The sequence below is a fragment of the Pseudomonas sp. 43(2021) genome (assembly GCF_017490805.1).
Taxonomy (GTDB): Bacteria; Pseudomonadota; Gammaproteobacteria; order Pseudomonadales; family Pseudomonadaceae; genus Aquipseudomonas.
Genome location: NZ_JAFGYJ010000361.1, coordinates 1 through 488, shown reverse-complemented (window position 1 = coordinate 488; position 488 = coordinate 1). Strand labels below are relative to the sequence as shown.

General features: G+C 58.4%; 1 protein-coding gene. It reads right to left on the bottom strand.

Annotated elements, in window-relative coordinates; translation table 11 throughout:
* Positions 1-488, bottom strand: a 488-nt coding sequence (locus tag J5M71_RS27645; RefSeq protein WP_207838745.1) for a hypothetical protein, incomplete at both ends; no start/stop codon positions are given.

The window sequence follows — 488 nt, the reverse complement described above, 5'->3', positions numbered from 1 at the left end:
ATGTCGTTCTCGTAATACCGGCGGCGATCGAAATAGGAGGTTGAGGAAGTCAACGTCCCAAACCCGAGATCGAGGTCGATCTTCAGGTTCGCGATGCCATAACGATCCTCGAACGGCTCTGGCACGCTTTGGTTGATGATCAGCGCAGGATATCGGTCCGTGACACGATTATAGGCGCCCACCTCGGTGTCCTGATAATAGCCGGTCAGGACGATATCGAGATTACCCGTCGGCTGGGCGCGCAGAGCCACCCTGCCGCCAACCGTATTCTCGTGGTTGATGTCCTCCTCGCCGCTGAATCCGTTATCGAGGAAGCCGGAGTTGTGAAGCGCGTATCCGACCGCGCGGATCGCGAACTTGTCGCTGAGCGGGACGTTGATCCAGCCGTTCGCCGAACCGTTCTCGCCCCCATATCGAGTCGTGGAACCGGTCAGTTGCAGATAGCCCGCAGTATCGTCGAAGCGCGGCTGGTTGGTGATGATCCGAAC